Origin of the sequence: Kocuria sp. p3-SID1428 (genome assembly GCF_025149945.1) — a bacterium.
Lineage (GTDB): Bacteria > Actinomycetota > Actinomycetes > Actinomycetales > Micrococcaceae > Kocuria.
On sequence record NZ_JALXVH010000019.1, the window covers coordinates 34,105 to 48,802 of the forward strand.

Annotated in this window: 12 protein-coding genes; 10 read left to right on the forward strand and 2 right to left on the reverse strand. The window is 71.5% G+C overall.

Annotated features, from left to right (window positions below; all coding sequences use genetic code 11):
• Position 1 precedes the first annotated feature (1 nt).
• Entirely contained in the window at positions 2-2,602 is a 2,601-nt protein-coding gene (gene pheT / locus M3E84_RS05930) for a phenylalanine--tRNA ligase subunit beta (protein ID WP_259895275.1), read from the forward strand.
• Between the two features lie 124 nt (positions 2,603-2,726).
• Positions 2,727-3,464: a hypothetical protein gene (locus M3E84_RS05935; protein WP_259895277.1), complete on the forward strand. Its 738-nt coding sequence runs from the start codon at positions 2,727-2,729 to the stop codon at positions 3,462-3,464.
• 75 nt (positions 3,465-3,539) lie between these two features.
• Here the strand turns inward: M3E84_RS05935 and M3E84_RS05940 are convergent, their stop codons facing one another.
• Positions 3,540-4,499, reverse strand: a complete 960-nt coding sequence (locus M3E84_RS05940) for a quinone oxidoreductase (protein WP_259895279.1) — start codon at positions 4,497-4,499, stop codon at positions 3,540-3,542.
• A gap of 113 nt (positions 4,500-4,612) precedes the next feature.
• On the opposite strand from M3E84_RS05940, the gene argC reads away from it, so the two are divergent.
• The 7 genes from argC (at position 4,613) to M3E84_RS05975 (ending at position 12,419) form a co-directional block, all read left to right on the forward strand.
• A complete protein-coding gene (gene argC / locus M3E84_RS05945; protein WP_259895281.1) occupies positions 4,613-5,665 on the forward strand; it encodes an N-acetyl-gamma-glutamyl-phosphate reductase in 1,053 nt (350 codons plus the stop codon).
• Positions 5,662-6,882 (forward strand): bifunctional glutamate N-acetyltransferase/amino-acid acetyltransferase ArgJ, encoded by a 1,221-nt coding sequence (argJ, locus tag M3E84_RS05950; RefSeq protein ID WP_259895282.1) that lies wholly within the window; start codon positions 5,662-5,664, stop codon positions 6,880-6,882. The genes argC and argJ overlap by 4 nt, the downstream gene beginning before the upstream one ends.
• Before the next feature lie 37 nt (positions 6,883-6,919).
• Positions 6,920-8,008, forward strand: a complete 1,089-nt coding sequence (argB, locus tag M3E84_RS05955; RefSeq protein ID WP_259895284.1) for an acetylglutamate kinase — start codon at positions 6,920-6,922, stop codon at positions 8,006-8,008.
• Positions 8,005-9,294 (forward strand): acetylornithine transaminase, encoded by a 1,290-nt coding sequence (locus M3E84_RS05960; protein WP_259895286.1) that lies wholly within the window; start codon positions 8,005-8,007, stop codon positions 9,292-9,294. The genes argB and M3E84_RS05960 overlap by 4 nt, the downstream gene beginning before the upstream one ends.
• A gap of 50 nt (positions 9,295-9,344) precedes the next feature.
• Entirely contained in the window at positions 9,345-10,316 is a 972-nt protein-coding gene (gene argF / locus M3E84_RS05965; RefSeq protein WP_259895288.1) for an ornithine carbamoyltransferase, read from the forward strand.
• Positions 10,316-10,810 carry an arginine repressor gene (locus tag M3E84_RS05970; RefSeq protein WP_259895289.1) on the forward strand — a complete coding sequence of 165 codons (495 nt, stop codon included), beginning with the start codon at positions 10,316-10,318 and terminating at the stop codon, positions 10,808-10,810. The genes argF and M3E84_RS05970 overlap by 1 nt, the downstream gene beginning before the upstream one ends.
• Before the next feature lie 115 nt (positions 10,811-10,925).
• The gene (locus M3E84_RS05975; protein WP_259895290.1) at positions 10,926-12,419 is read left to right on the forward strand and encodes a long-chain fatty acid--CoA ligase; all 1,494 of its coding nucleotides are present in this window, start codon (positions 10,926-10,928) and stop codon (positions 12,417-12,419) included.
• Between the two features lie 71 nt (positions 12,420-12,490).
• On the opposite strand, the gene M3E84_RS05980 is transcribed toward M3E84_RS05975, so the two are convergent.
• Positions 12,491-12,970, reverse strand: a complete 480-nt coding sequence (locus tag M3E84_RS05980; protein WP_259895292.1) for an ankyrin repeat domain-containing protein — start codon at positions 12,968-12,970, stop codon at positions 12,491-12,493.
• A 190-nt stretch (positions 12,971-13,160) separates the two neighbouring features.
• Between M3E84_RS05980 and M3E84_RS05985 the strand changes: the two genes are divergently transcribed.
• On the forward strand, positions 13,161-14,372 hold the full coding sequence (locus M3E84_RS05985; protein WP_259895293.1) for an argininosuccinate synthase: 1,212 nt from the start codon (positions 13,161-13,163) through the stop codon (positions 14,370-14,372).
• Positions 14,373-14,698 lie beyond the last annotated feature (326 nt).

Here is a 14,698-nt window from a genome sequence, read left to right on the forward strand (position 1 = left end):
GATGCGGGTTCCGCTGTCCTGGCTGCGCGAGTTCGCGCCGCTGCCCGAGGAAGCCACCGCCGAGCAGCTGCTGGAGACCATGGTCTCCGTCGGCTTCGAGGAGGAGGAGGTCATCCGTCCCGGGGACGAGCTCTCCGGGCCCATCGTGGTGGGTCAGGTCCTGTCACGGGAGCCCGAGAAGCACTCCAACGGCAAGACCGTGAACTGGTGCTTGGTGCGGGTGGTGCCCGAGGGTCAGGAGCAGACCCTGACCGGCAAGGGGATCGACCCCTCCGGCGTGCAGGGCATCGTGTGCGGCGCGCACAACTTCGAGGTCGGCGACAAGGTCGTGGTGACCCTGCCCGGGGCGGTGCTGCCCGGTGACTTCCGCATCAGCCCGCGCAAGACCTACGGCCACACCTCAGCGGGAATGATCGCCTCCGCGCGCGAGCTGGGCATCGGCGATGACCACGACGGCATCCTGGTGCTCGGCGATCTGGGCCTGGACCCGCAGCCCGGCACGGACGTGCGCGAGCTGCTGCACCTGGATGAGTCGGCCGCCGATCTCAACGTCACCCCGGATCGCGGTTATGCGCTGTCCATGCGCGGAATGGCCCGCGAGTACTGCCACGCGGTGGGGGCCTCCTTCGCGGATCCGGTCATCGCCCTGGCCGAGGCCGCTCCCGAGCCGACCGAGTCCGCCGTGCCCGTCGTGCTGGCCGATGAGTCGCCGATCCACGGCGAGGAGGGCTGCAGCCGGTTCGTCACCCGGGTGGTGCGCGGGATCGATCCGAGCCGGCCCACACCGGTGTGGATGGCGGCGCGCCTGCGCCTGGCGGGGGTGCGCTCGATCAGCCTGCCCGTGGACATCTCGAACTACGTGATGCTGGAGCTCGGCCAGCCGCTGCACTTCTACGACCTCTCCCGGGTCGCCGAGTCGATCACGGTGCGCCGGGCGCGGCAGGGGGAGCGGCTCACGACTCTCGACGGCAAGGACCGGGGGCTGGATCCCGAGGACCTGCTGATCGCGGATGCCACCGGGCCCATCGGCCTGGCGGGGACCATGGGCGGCGAGTTCGCCGAGGTCGGCGATCAGACGGTCGACGTCCTGGTCGAGGCCGCGCGCTTCGACCCGGTCTCGATCGCGCGCACCGCTCGGCGCCACCGGCTGTCCTCGGAGGCCTCGCGGCGCTTCGAGCGCGGGGTGGATCCGCAGCTGCAGGCCGCGGCCGCCGAGCGCGCCGTCGAGCTGCTCGTCGAGCTGGCCGGCGGCACCGCCGGTCCCGAGGTCGGCGATGTCCGCACCGAAGACCAGCCCGTCCAGGAGCCCATCCGCCTGCGCGCGGACTACCCTGCCCGCCGGGTGGGCGTGGACTACTCCTCCGAGCGCGTGGAGTCCCTGCTCGAGGAGATCGGCTGCACGCTCGAGACGCTGAGCCCGGCGGCCGAGGTCGCTGCCGAGCCGAGCGCCGATCTGGAGGACGGCTGGCTCGTCACCCCGCCGAGCTGGCGTCCCGATCTGGTCGCAGCCGAGGACCTGGCGGAGGAGATCGCTCGGCTGGACGGCTACGACCGCATCCCGTCGCGGCTGCCTGTCGCACCTCCCGGGCGCGGGCTGAGCACCGAGCAGGTCGGCCGACGCCGCGTCCTGGACGCGCTGGCCGCCGCCGGTCTCACCGAGGTGCTGTCCTACCCGTTCGTCGCACCCGCGGACAATGAGCTGTGGGCCGTCCCCGAGGCGGGGACCCCGGTGGCCTCGGTCCGCCTGGCCAATCCGATCTCAGAGGCACGGGGTGTCCTGCGGGCCTCGCTGATCCCGGGGATGCTCGAGATCCTGCACCGCAACCGCTCCCGCGGCTTCCGCGATCTGCAGCTCTTCGAATCCGGCTTGGTCTTCCGTCCGAACGATCAGCTCGGCACCGCCGGCATCCCGCCGGTCGGGCAGCTGCCCTCCGCACAGACCCTCGAGGACCTGCGCGGCGGCATCCCGCAGCAGCCGCGCCATCTGGCCGCGGTCTTCGCCGGCGACGACGCCCTGCCCGCTCCGGGGCTCGACGCGCGGTCGCTGGGCTGGCAGGACGCCCTCGATACCGCTCGGCTGGTCGGCGACGTCCTGGGCGTGCAGCTCACGCTCGAGCAGGGCCGCCATCAGGCCTTCCACCCGGGCCGTACCGCTGTGCTGCGCGTGCCCTCGGGAGATGTGGTCGGCACGGCCGGTGAGCTGCACCCGCAGCTGGTCGCCCAGCAGGGCCTGCCCGAGCGCACCAGCGCTCTGGAGCTGGACCTCTCGGCGATCCAGGCGGCGCGCACCGGCGTTGTCACCGCGCAGATCCTCAGTGTGCAGACCCCGGCCACGCAGGACGTCGCGCTCGTTGTCGATGCCTCGCTGCCGGCCTCCGAGCTGCTGTCCACCGTCCGCGAGGGTGCCGGCGATCTGGTGGAGGATGTCCGCGTCTTCGACGTCTACCAGGGCGAGCACATCGAGGCCGGCAAGAAGTCCGTGGCTCTGGCCATGCGCTTCCGGGCGCCGGATCGCACGCTGACCGCCGAGGAGGCCTCCCAGGCCCGCACGGCTGCCGTGGAGCTGGCCGAATCCCGCCACGGCGCCGCCCTGCGCGGTTGAGATCCCCGCGGGGGCTCCGCGTGCCGCCCGGCGCCGGGGCCCCGCTCACCCCATTTTCGAGAGCCCCGCAGCAGATGAGAACCACCCCGCAGCCGGCCCCCGTCGGCGGGGGAGGAGAAGATTCATGAGCACTGAGCACACCCCCGATCCCTTCGCCGGGGAGTCCCAGGGCAGCCGTCGGCTGCGGGAGAACGGTCGCCGCGGCGACGGCGCCTCCAGCGCGTTCCGCGATGCCTTCTCCCTGCGCGGGGGAACGGATGCCGATCCCGACGGCGACCCGCTCGAGGACCTCGGCGCGGGCGATCGCGAGGAGACGGAGGAAGCAGGTGCCACCTGGCCTCCGGTGATCGCGGTCGTGCTGGGCATCGTCCTGGCCCTGGTGCTGGCGATCAGCTCGTACTCGTCCTTCCAGCGCGCGGAGCAGCTGCAGGGCTGGGCCAATGAGACGTGGGCGGTCACGGGCACCTACACCGACATGACGCACGACCTGCACGCGGAGTCCTTCAATCCCAAGTACGCGATCACGCTGCCGGAGGACGAGGAGATCTCGGCCCAGCGCTTCGACAGCGGCCTGAAGGACCTCTACACACCGGAGCCCGGCGAGTCCGTCGAGGTCCGCGGCCAGGGCCGTGGCACCTCCGTGGACGACTTCGACCAGGAGGTCGATGTCCTGCTCGGCGTCCAGGACGGGGAGCTTCAGGTCCTGGCCACGGACGACGCCGGCTCGCTCGGCGGCGGCATCACGGATCAGTCCGTGTCCGCCCAGAAGCTGCGAGGCGGGCTGCTGGCCGCGGCATCCGTGCTGGTGCTGGGCCTGGGCATCGCCGGGGGAGTCATCCTGCGCCGGCGCAGCCTGCGCTGAGACCGCCGGGAGCAGAGCAACGGGGCCGGGACGAGCGCGCGATCGCCCCGGCCCCGTCGTCGTGCGGAGGAGTCTTCAGAGGCTCAGCAGCAGCTTCCCCTGGGTCTTGCGCGAGGCGAGATCGCGGTGCGCCTGGGCGGCGTCGTCGAGGGAGTAGGTGCCGCCCACGCGGATCCGCAGGCCGTCGTCGATGGCCTCGAACATCTCGCGTGCGCGCCACTGCCGCTCCTGCTCGGTGTGCATGTAGGCGTTGAGCGACGGACGGGTCACGTACAGCGAGCCCATGGCGTTGAGGCGCTGCAGGTCGAACGGCGGGACCTGGCCGGACGAGCCGCCGAAGAGCACGACCGTGCCGCGCAGGTGGACTGCGGCCAGGGACTCGTCGAAGGTCGCCTTGCCCACCGAGTCGTAGACCACGTCGGCGCCGCGGCCGTCGGTGATCCGCTCGACGGCATCGGCGAAGCCGTCGTAGGGCAGCACGTGATCCGCGCCCAGGGAGCGCGCCGTGTCGGCCTTCTCCTGGCTGGAGGTCAGTCCGATCACCGTGGCGCCCTGGCGCTTCATGAGCTGGATGGCCACCCCACCCACACCGCCGGCGGCCGCGGTGATCACCGCGGTGGTCTCCGGGCCGACCGGGAAGGTCGAGCGCGTCAGGTAGTGCGCCGTGAAGCCCTGCAGGGGCAGGGCGCCGGCGGCGTCGTCGGAGACGGAATCGGGCACCACGACCACGCGATCGGCGTCGACCACGAACTTCTCGGCATAGGTGGCCCGGCCCTGTGAGGTGGTGATCCGCTGCCCGACCTGCAGGGACTCCACGCCCTCGCCCAAGGCGATGATCTCGCCGCAGCCCTCGGTGCCCGGGGTGAAGGGCAGCTCGACGTCGTAGACGCCCTCGCGCTGATAGGTCTCGATGAAGTTGACCCCGGTGCGGCGGGTGCGCACCAGGACCTCTCCGGGTCCCGGGACCGGATCCTCGACCTCGCTGACGGTGAGGACCTCCGGGCCGCCGGTCTGCGTGATGGTGATGGCGCGCATGCTGGTCTCCTTCATCTCGGATCGGTGCATCCTGACTGCCGAGTCTAGCTCTCCACGCCACCCCGAATGCATAAATATCGACAGACCTGCATAATCTTGCGTAGAGTGTTCGCATGACCTTCACCGCAGCAGTCTCAGGAGCCAGCGGCTACGCCGGGGGAGAGGTGCTTCGTCTGCTGATGCAGCATCCCCAGGTGGAGATCGGCGCCGTCGCGGCGCACTCCAGCGCCGGTCAGCGGCTGGGCTTGCTGCAGCCGCACCTGCACGGGCTGGCCGATCGGATCATCACGGACTCGAGCCTCGAGCAGCTGGCCGGGCACGACATCGTCGTGCTCGCCCTGCCTCACGGCGCCTCGGCGGAGATCGCCGCCCAGCTGCCCGAGTCGACCATCGTGATCGACGCCGCGGCCGATCACCGGCTCGAATCCGCCGAGGCGTGGGAGCAGTTCTACGGCAGCGACCACGCCGGGACCTGGCCGTACGGGCTGCCCGAGATGATGGTGGCCCCGGACGGCACCCGTCAGCGCTCGCGGCTGGCGAAGGCGAGCCGCATCGCGATCCCCGGGTGCTATCCCACCGGCTCGCAGCTGGCCCTGGCGCCGCTGGCGGCAGCGGGGCAGATCGAGTTGCAGGACATCGTGATCGTGGCGGCCTCCGGGACCTCGGGCGCCGGCAGGTCGCTGAAGCCGCACCTGCTGGGCGCGGAGGTCATGGGCGGCATGTCGCCCTACGGCGTGGGCGGCGTGCACCGGCACACCCCGGAGATCGAGCAGGGGCTGGGCTGGGCCTCGGGCCGCGACGACGTCGCCGTCTCGTTCACCCCCACCCTGGCGCCCATGCCGCGCGGCATCCTCACGACCGCCACGGCCCGGGCCGCCCAGGGCGCGGACGCGCAGTCCGTGCGGAGGGCACTCGAGGAGGCCTACCAGGACGAGCCCTTCATCCACCTGCTGCCCGAGGGGCAGTGGCCCACCACCCAGGCCGTCCTGGGCTCCAACCACGTCCAGATCCAGGTGGCGCTCGACCCCCGCGTGGGGCGCGTGATCGTCAGCTGCGCGCTGGACAACCTCGTCAAAGGCACGGCAGGCGGAGCCGTGCAGTCCATGAACATCGCCCTGGGCCTGCCCGAGCAGACCGGGCTGACCCAGCAGGGAGTCGCACCGTGAGCACCGTCCACCCCTCCCAGGACCCGGCAGCCGGGCTGAGCGTCGACACCTCCCGCGGCGTCACCGCAGCCGCTGGATTCCGCGCCGGCGGCGTGACCGCCGGGTTCAAGGCCTCCGGCGGCGACGACCTGGCCGTCGTGATCAACGACGGCCCCAGCGCGGCCGCCGCCGCCGTGTTCACGTCGAACCGCGTGGCCGCGGCCCCCGTCCACTGGTCGCGCCAGGTCGTCGCCGACGGCGGCGCTCGCGCGGTGATCCTCAACTCCGGCGGCGCCAACGCCTGCACCGGCCCGCAGGGCTTCCAGGCCGCGCACGAGACCGCCGACCTGGTCGCCCAGGCCCTGGGCATCGGCGCCGGCGATGTCCTCGTGTGCTCCACCGGACTGATCGGCGTGCAGCTGCCCATGGAGGTCATGCGCGCCGGCATCCCCGACGTCCTGGCCGATGCCTCGGCAGACGGCGACGCCGGTCTGCGCGCGGCCCGGGCGATCATGACCACCGACACCGTGCCCAAGCAGGCCGCGCACACGAGCCCCGAGGGCTGGTCCGTGGGCGGGATGGCCAAGGGCGCCGGGATGCTCGCCCCTGGCCTGGCCACCATGCTCGTGGTGCTCACCACCGACGCCGAGGTCGCCTCTGAGGTCCTGCAGCGCAGCCTGCGCGAGGCCTGTGCGGCGACCTTCGACCGCGCCGATTCGGATGGCTGCATGTCGACCAACGACACCGTGACCCTGATGGCCTCGGGCGCCTCCGGCGTCAGCGCCGAGGAGCTCGAGCTGACCCGCGCGCTCACCGCGGTGTGCCACAGCCTGGCCCAGCAGCTGATCACCGATGCCGAGGGCGCGGCCCACGACATCACCATCACCACGGCGGGCGCAGCCTCCGTGGCCCAGGCCGAGGCCGTTTCGCGCACGGTGGCCCGCTCCAACCTGTTCAAGACCGCGATCTTCGGCAACGACCCCAACTGGGGCCGGGTTCTCTCGGCCGTGGGCACCACCGACGCCGAGTTCGACCCGGATGAGCTCGACGTCTCCATCAACGGCGTCATGGTCTGCCGCGCCGGGATGATCGGCGATCCCCGCGAGGGCGTGGACCTGGCCTCCTCGCGGAAGGTCGAGGTCGTCGTCGACCTGAAGGCCGGACCCCACGAGGCCACGATCTGGACCAACGACCTGACCCACGACTACGTCGAGGAGAACTCGGCGTACTCGTCCTGAGCCCGCTGATCCGCTGAACCCTTCCAGGAGAGAGCCGATGACCGCACCGAACGACCGCATCACCGCCGCGCGCGCCAAGGCTGGCGTGCTCATGGAGGCGCTGCCGTGGATCAGCCGCTTCTCCGGGGCGGTCATGGTGTTCAAGTACGGCGGCAACGCCATGGTCTCGGAGCCGCTGCGCCAGGCCTTCGCCGCGGACATGGTCTTCCTGCGGGAGGTCGGGATCTGCCCCGTCGTCGTGCACGGCGGCGGCCCGCAGATCAACCGCATGCTCGAGCGCGTGGGGATCGACTCCGAGTTCCGCGGCGGGCTGCGCGTGACCTCCAAGGAGGCCATCGACGTCATCCGCATGGTGCTCACCGGACAGGTCCAGCGCGAGCTCGTCTCCCTGCTCAACGCGACCGGCCCGTACGCGGTGGGGATCTCGGGGGAGGATGCCTCCCTGCTCAACGCGGTGCGCCGCGGGACGGTCGTCGACGGCGAGGAGGTCGATCTGGGCCATGTGGGCGAGATCGTCTCCGTGAACCCCGAGCCGCTGCGCGAGCTGATCCAGGCCGGGCGCATTCCAGTGGTCTCGTCGATCTCCCCGGAGGTCGACGCCGAGGGCCGCTTCACCGGCGAGGTGCTCAACATCAATGCCGATACCGCCGCCGCCGCGGTCGCCGTGGCGCTGAGGGCGGAGAAGCTCGTGGCGCTGACCGATATCGAGGGCCTCTACTCCGACTGGCCGGATCGCAGCTCGCTGATCTCCTCGCTGACCGACTCCGAGCTGCGGGAGCTGCTGCCCTCGCTGCAGTCCGGGATGATCCCCAAGATGGAGGCGGCGCTGACCGCCGTCGAGGGCGGTGTCCCGCGGGCCACGATCGTCGACGGCCGCGAGGCCCACTCGGTGCTGCTCGAGATCTTCACCGACGAGGGCATCGGCACCGAGGTGCGCCCCGACGGCACCGTCCCGGCGGCCGATCGGCCACTGCGCCGGTCTCCGGAGATGGTCGGGGTGGCCACCGCGGAGATCGACCGGGTCGTGCTCGGCGCCGGCACGGGGAGGCACCCCACAGGCGAGGAGGACGCCCAGGGCGGCGCGATCGACGACAGCACGGAAAGCACCACGGAGGAGGCGCGATGAGCGCTCAGCACACGGACCAGGACACCGCAGGGCAGGAGCTGCTCGAGCAGTACGGGCAGCACCTGCTCAACGTCTTCGGCGCGCCTCAGGCGGTGCTCGTGCGCGGACAGGGTGCCGAGGTCTGGGATGCCGACGGCAACCGGCTGCTGGATCTGCTCGGAGGGATTGCGGTCAACTCGCTGGGCCACGCCCACCCGGCCTGGGTGCGCGCGGTCGGTGAGCAGGCCGCGACCCTGGGGCACATCTCCAACTTCTTCACCTCTCCGCAACAGATCGAGCTGGCCCGCAAGCTGCTCGAGCTGGCCGAAGCGCCCGAGGGCTCGCGGGTCTTCTTCGCGAATTCGGGCTCGGAGGCCAATGAGGCCGCCTTCAAGCTCGCCCGCCGTCAGGGCCGCGAGGTCCTCGGACCGCACGGCCCGCGCTCGCGGATCCTGGCGCTCGAGGACTCCTTCCATGGACGCACGGTCGGCTCGCTGGCCATGACCGCCAAGAAGGCCTACCGGGAGCCGTTCGAGCCGCTGCCCTCCGGCGTGGAGCACATCGCCCCCACGATCGAGGCGCTCGAGGCCGCCGTCGACGACACCGTCAGCGCCCTGATCGTGGAGCCCGTGCGCGGTGAGGCCGGTGTGCGCCCGCTGCCGCAGGGCTGGCTGCGCCGCGCCCGCGAGCTGACCCGCGAGCACGGGGCCCTGCTGATCGTGGACGAGGTCCAGACGGGCATCGGGCGCACCGGTCGGTGGTTCGCCGCTTCCGAGGAGCTCTCCGGCGCCGAGGCTCCCGATGCCATGACCCTGGCCAAGGGCCTGGGCGGAGGATTTCCGATCGGGGCCATGCTCACCTTCGGCGAGCACGCCTCCGGGCTGCTCGAGCCCGGTCAGCACGGCACCACGTTCGGCGGCAATCCGCTGGCTACCGCTGCGGGCCTGGCCACGCTCACGACGATCGAGGACGAGCAGATCCTGCAGAACGTCCGTTCGGTGGGCCAGCATCTGGCCGACGGACTGCGCGCGATCGACGGCGTCGCCGAGGTCCGCGCCCACGGGCTGCTGATCGGCATCGACCTCGAGCCGATCGATCGTTCGGCATCGCAGACCGCCGCTCTGGCCCCGGCCGTCGTGGCGGCGGCCCGCCGCGCGGGATTCATCGTCAATGCCCCGGGGCCGCTCACGCTGCGCCTGGCCCCGCCGCTGATCCTCAGCGCAGAGCAGGCCGACGAGCTGCTCGAGGCGCTGCCCTCCATCCTCGACGCGGCCCGCGAGGCCGTGCTCAGCGCTCCGGGCGCCTGAGCCTTCCGCCTCCGCCCGTCGGCCCCACCTTCCTTCCGAGAGGACGCCTCATGCCACGCCACTTCCTTCGCGACACGGATCTGAGCCCCGCCGAGCAGGCGGAGGTCCTGGACCTGGCCCTCGAGCTCAAGGCCGACCGGTGGCGCCATCGCGCGCTGGCGGGGCCGCAGACCGCGACCGTCATCTTCGACAAGACCTCCACCCGCACGCGCTACTCGTTCGCCACGGGCATCGCGGATCTCGGGGGATCGCCCCTGGTCGTGAATCCGGGGGAGGCGCAGCTGGGGGTCAAGGAGTCGGTCTCGGACACCGCCCGGGTCATCTCCCGGATGGTGGGGCTGATCGTGTGGCGGACGTACGACCAGGCCGGTCTCGAGGAGATGGCGCAGCACTCCCACGTCCCGGTGATCAACGCGCTGTCGGACGAGTACCACCCGTGCCAGATCCTGGCCGACCTGCTCACGATCCGCGAGCACTTCGGCGAGCTGGCCGGGCGCAGCTTCGCGTACCTGGGCGATGCCGCGAACAACATGGCCAACTCGTACCTGCTGGGGATGGCCACCGCGGGCATGCACGTGCGCGTCGCGGGCCCTGCCGACTACCTGCCGGAGGAGTCGATCGTGGCGCAGGCGCGCGAGCTCGCCGAGCTCACGGGCGGCTCGGTGCTCGTGACCGAGGACCCCGCGCACGCGCTCGCCGAGGCCGATGTGGTCTGCACCGACACCTGGGTCTCCATGGGCCAGGAGGACCAGAAGGACGCGCGCGCCGAGGTCTTCCGCCCGTACTCGATCGACACCGCGGCCATGGACCAGGCCGCCCCCGAGGCCGTGTTCATGCACTGCCTGCCGGCCTACCGCGGCAGCGAGGTCTCGGCCGAGGTCATCGACGGCCCGCGCTCGCTGGTCTTCCAGGAGGCCGAGAATCGGCTGCACGCCCAGAAGGCGCTGATGGTCTGGCTGCTGGCAGCCTCGGGGCAGTACAGCCTCGAGACGGGCGAGATCACCCTGCCGGAGCTGGGCTGATGAGCATCCCGGCCACCAAGATCGCCCGCCAGGCGCGCATCGTCGCCCTGGTCAGCTCGGGCTCCGTGCACTCGCAGGCCGAGCTCGCCGAGCTGCTGGCCCGCGACGACCTGCAGGTCACGCAGGCCACGCTCTCGCGCGATCTCGTCGAGGTCGGGGCGGTGCGCGTGCGGGACTCGTCGGGCTCGCTGGTCTACGCCGTGCCGCCGGCCTCCGGCGAGGTCGCGGGACCGGACGGCTCCGCCGGACCCGACGCCCGCCTTGCCGGTGTGTGCCGAGAGCTGCTGGTCACCGCCGAGTCCTCCGGCAACCTCGTCATGCTCAAGACCCCGCCGGGGGCCGCGCAGTACTTCGCCTCGATCATCGATCAGGCGGCGGTGCCGCTCGTGCTGGGTACCATCGCCGGGGACGATTCGATCATGGTCGTCAGCCGCGACCCCTCCGGGGGCGGCGAGCTGGCGGAGCACTTCCTGCGGCTGGCGGGAGGCGACTGAGGCGCGCACGCGCCCGGATCCGGATCGGACCTGCACCTCCTCACGCACCGAGCCGGGCCGTCGGGCCCGCTCCCGCGTCCGGCGACGGACGCACCGAGCCGGAAGGCCCCCAGAAGTGACGAACCTCGCGACACTGCTCACCGACTCCGCCCGCCGAGCCCCCGAGTCCCCGGCCCTGCGCCTGGGGGAGCTGAGCCTCAGCTACGGGCAGCTCGACGCGCTGTCCGCGGCGTTCGCCCAGCGGCTGCACGAGGCAGGTGTGGGCGTGGGGGATCGTGTCGCCCTCGTGGCGCCCAACGCGCCGCAGATGCCGGTCGCGTACTACGCCATCCTGCGCCTGGGCGCCGTCGTCGTCCCGCTCAGCCCGCTGCTCAGCGCTCGCGAGCTGACCGCTCTGTTCCGCACGGCCGAGCTCAGCGCGGTCGTCGTCCACGACGCGGTGAGCGCACCTGCCGAGCAGGCCTGCGCCGAGCTCGAGCCGTCGGTCCCCCTGTTCCTGCTGGATCAGCAGACCCTCGCCGCGCCGTCGAGAGACCTCGAGGTCCGGGAGCCGGTCGAGCGCGCCGCCGACGACCTCGCGGTGCTGCTGTTCACCTCCGGGACTACCGGCGAGCCCAAGGGCGCCGCCCTGACGCACGACAACGTCACCTCGAACGCGTGGATGACCACCCGCATGTTCAGCTACGTGCCCGAGGACGTGATCCTGGGGGCGCTGCCGTTCTTCCACGTCTTCGGCCAGACGGTGTGCCTGAACGCCCCGGTAGCGGTCGGAGCCTGCATCAGCCTGGTCCCGTCGTTCCAGCCGCGCGCTGTGCTGCAGCAGCTGGGCGAGCACGGGGTGACCCGCGTGATCGGCGTGCCGTCCATGCACATGGCGCTGTGCCAGGTCCAGGCCCGCCAGCCGCTCGAGCTGCCGAGCCTGGATTCGGCGCTCTCCGGCGGAGCGGCCCTGCCGGTCGAGGTCCTGCGCCGGTTCGAGCAGCTGTTCGGGATCACTCTCTACGAGGGCTACGGGCTCTCCGAGACCTCGCCCGTCGTCGCGTTCAACCAGCCCGTCCACGAGCGCGTCCCCGGTTCGATCGGCACCCCCGTGGAGGAGGCCCGCGTGGCGATCCTCGACGACGACGGCCGTGAGCTGCCGCGCGGCGAGATCGGGGAGCTGGCGGTGGCCGGTCGCTATGTCATGGCCGGGTACTGGAAGCAGCCCGAGCTCACCGCGGCGGCCTTCGCCGGCGAGTACTTCCGCACCGGGGACATGGCGCGTCAGGACGAGGACGACCGACTCTGGATCGTCGATCGCAAGAAGGACACGATCCTGCGCAACGGATACAACGTGTACCCGCGCGAGATCGAGGAGCTGATCTACGAGCACCCCGGGGTCGAGGAGGCCGCTGTGGTCGGTCGCGGCGGGGCCACCACGGACCAGCAGGTCGTGGCCTGCCTGGTGCTGCGCGAGGGCGCCCAGGAGGCGGAGGTCATCGAGCAGCTGCGCGCCACGATGCGCGAGTCGCTGGCCAGCTACAAGCGCCCGCAGGCCTACAAGGTCTTCGATGCGCTGCCCAAGGGCTCGACCGGCAAGATCCTCAAGCGGGAGATCGACCCCAGCTGATCAGCCGCGGGCCGTCGTCGGGGCTTGCCCGCCTCGCCCGGTCCGGGCCCGACGCCCTGGTGCGGCTGCGCTCAGGCGTGCTCGTCGAGCAGCGGGATCACGTTGGTGCGCCCGAACTCCTCGGCCACCGCCCTGGCGGGCTGGAAGCCGGTGTCCTGGCCGGCCCCGGCCTCGAGCAGGCGTCGGGTGATGGCCTCGTCGCCGCGGAAGACGGCGCAGATCAGGGCGGTGAACCCCATGTCGGAGACGCGCTCGGTGTCGGCGCCGGCCTCGAGCAGCATCGCGACCGTCTCCTCGTGCTGGTGGTAGGCCGCCAGGTTCAGCAGGGTGTCGCCTTTGCCGTTGGTGAGGTTCACCGGAACACCTGCCTCGAGTGCCTGCCGCAGCTGCGCGGTGCCTCCCTCTCGTGCCAGATCGAACATCTGGTTCAGCAGGGCGAGCTCCTCCTCGCTGAGCTGCGGGGCGGTCTGGGGCTGCGCAGCGGGAGATCCCTGCGCGGCGGCTGCGCCCTCGGGATCAGGGGAGGAGGTGCTCGTGCGGTGCTCGGACATGGTGCTCCTTGGCGGGGTCGGGGCGCCGACTGCGAGATGATGGCGGTCAGAGGCCGCGCGCAATCGTGCTCGGGGGATCGGCCACCCAGTATCCCGCCTGACGCCGCGCCCCGGCAATGCATAAATACAACATGCTGTGTATAGTCATGCACAGAAGACCTGCAGCATCGAACCTCTCAAGGAGACACTCATGACCGAGCGCGTCGTACTCGCCTACTCGGGCGGCCTGGACACCTCCGTCGCCATCGGCTGGATCGGGGAGGCCACCGGGGCCGAGGTCGTGGCCGTGGCCGTGGACGTCGGACAGGGCGGCGAGGACCTCGAGGCCATCCGCCAGCGCGCCCTGGACTGCGGCGCGGTGGAGGCCGTCGTCGCCGATGCCCGCGACGAGTTCGCCGAGCAGTACTGCATGCCGGCCCTGAAGGCCAACGGCCTCTACATGGACTCCTACCCGCTGGTCTCGGCCGTCTCGCGCCCCGTGATCGTCAAGCACCTGGTGGATGCTGCCAAGCAGTTCGGCGCCACGACCGTCGCCCACGGCTGCACCGGCAAGGGCAACGACCAGGTCCGCTTCGAGGTCGGCATCCAGACCCTGGGCCCGGACCTCAAGTGCATCGCCCCGGTGCGGGACCTCGCGCTGACCCGCGAGAAGGCGATCGACTACGCCGAGCGCAACGACCTGCCGATCGTGACGACCAAGAAGAACCCCTTCTCGATCGACCAGAACGTGTGGGGCCGCGCCATCGAGACCGGCTTCCTCGAGGACATCTGGAACGGCCCCACCAAGGACGTCTACGACTACACGGACGATCCCGCCTTCCCGCCGGCGCCCGATGAGGTCGTCATCGGCTTCGAGCAGGGCATCCCCGTCTCGATCGACGGCCGCCCGGTGACCCCGCTCGAGGCCATCCAGGAGATGAACCGCCGCGCCGGCGCCCAGGGCGTGGGTCGCATCGACATCGTCGAGGACCGCCTGGTGGGCATCAAGTCCCGCGAGATCTACGAGGCCCCCGGCGCCATGGCCCTGATCGCCGCGCACCGGGAGCTCGAGAACGTCACCGTCGAGCGCGAGCAGGCCCGGTTCAAGAAGACCGTCGGCCAGCGCTGGACCGAGCTGGTCTACGACGGCCAGTGGTTCTCCCCGCTGAAGAAGTCTCTGGACTCCTTCATCGACGACACCCAGCGCTACGTCAACGGCGACATCCGCATGACCCTGCACGCCGGCAAGGCCACCGTCACCGGCCGTCGCTCGGAGACCGCGCTGTACGACTTCAACCTGGCGACCTACGACGAGGGCGACTCCTTCGATCAGTCCCAGGCGCGCGGCTTCATCGAGCTGTTCGGCATGTCCTCTAAGGTCGCCTCGGCGCGCGATCAGCGCCTGGCCGCAGAGGGCAAGTGACGCTTCGGCTCTGAGCCTCCGGGCTCGTCACGGCGGGCACGGCGGCCCCTCCTCCCTTGACTGCTTCGCTTGACGTCTGCGGGAGGAGGGGCCGCCGCGCCTTCTCCCGTCTGCGACGTGGTCGGCCGGCGTCCGTCGTTCACGGATCCGGACGCGGCTCCCTCCCGACGACGTCGCGAGCAGCCCCGTGTGCAGACCTTCACCGGGGCAAGCCCTGCATGTGCGACCCCTCGGGAGGCTGCGACGACCTGCTTCGGTGACGTGAGGCCGCGAGGCGTCGGGTCGGATCCCGTCAGCGCCATGCGGGAGCTCCCACGCGGTTGGTG

Excerpts from the sequence above, each read along its gene's own strand:
- pheT (WP_259895275.1), top strand. The coding sequence starts at position 2 with ATGCGGGTTCCGCTGTCCTGGCTGCGCGAGTTCGCGCCGCTGCCCGAG.
- M3E84_RS05935 (WP_259895277.1), top strand. The coding sequence starts at position 2,727 with ATGAGCACTGAGCACACCCCCGATCCCTTCGCCGGGGAGTCCCAGGGC.
- M3E84_RS05940 (WP_259895279.1), bottom strand. The coding sequence starts at position 4,499 with ATGCGCGCCATCACCATCACGCAGACCGGCGGCCCGGAGGTCCTCACC.
- argC (WP_259895281.1), top strand. The coding sequence starts at position 4,613 with ATGACCTTCACCGCAGCAGTCTCAGGAGCCAGCGGCTACGCCGGGGGA.
- argB (WP_259895284.1), top strand. The coding sequence starts at position 6,920 with ATGACCGCACCGAACGACCGCATCACCGCCGCGCGCGCCAAGGCTGGC.
- M3E84_RS05960 (WP_259895286.1), top strand. The coding sequence starts at position 8,005 with ATGAGCGCTCAGCACACGGACCAGGACACCGCAGGGCAGGAGCTGCTC.
- argF (WP_259895288.1), top strand. The coding sequence starts at position 9,345 with ATGCCACGCCACTTCCTTCGCGACACGGATCTGAGCCCCGCCGAGCAG.
- M3E84_RS05970 (WP_259895289.1), top strand. The coding sequence starts at position 10,316 with ATGAGCATCCCGGCCACCAAGATCGCCCGCCAGGCGCGCATCGTCGCC.
- M3E84_RS05980 (WP_259895292.1), bottom strand. The coding sequence starts at position 12,970 with ATGTCCGAGCACCGCACGAGCACCTCCTCCCCTGATCCCGAGGGCGCA.
- M3E84_RS05985 (WP_259895293.1), top strand. The coding sequence starts at position 13,161 with ATGACCGAGCGCGTCGTACTCGCCTACTCGGGCGGCCTGGACACCTCC.